Origin of the sequence: Candidatus Clostridium eludens (assembly GCF_045310515.1) — a bacterium.
Classification (GTDB): Bacteria; Bacillota; Clostridia; order Clostridiales; family Clostridiaceae; genus Clostridium_B; species Clostridium_B eludens.
Genome location: NZ_JBJHZX010000169.1, coordinates 1 through 432, shown reverse-complemented (window position 1 = coordinate 432; position 432 = coordinate 1). Strand labels below are relative to the sequence as shown.

The 432-nt window shown below is 28.9% G+C and carries 1 pseudogene; it reads left to right on the top strand.

Annotation, left to right across the window (positions count from 1 at the left end):
* Nucleotides 1-144: 144 nt before the first annotated feature.
* A pseudogene (locus tag ACJDU8_RS26045) lies at nucleotides 145-432 on the top strand (MFS transporter); the annotation flags it as partial.

The window sequence follows — 432 nt, the reverse complement described above, 5'->3', positions numbered from 1 at the left end:
GAACCTGAATTAGGGGAATCAGAACCTGAATTAAAAGAGCTTATTAAAAAAGGGTATGAATATAATTACAACATTGAGCTTAATCATTTATATAAAATAGCCTCCAAGAGTAGTAATGTTTTACTGTTTTTTCAGGGGTTTTTTATGAATATTACAACTGGAAGTCTAATATGGCTTCCAACATTATACATTTCCAAAATCCAACATGAACATTACAATATAAAAACAGCAACTATTGCTGCAGGATATATCTTTGCCTTGTTTCAAATAGGTGGTTTGACTTCGGGGTTTTTTGGATACCTTGGAGATGTATTTCAAAGAAAAAATTATAAAGGAAGAGCTATTATAACTTCACTATTTGTTTTTATTACAATACCTTTTTATTTAGCAATGTTTATATTACCAATGAATAACTTATTATTGCCAAATGAC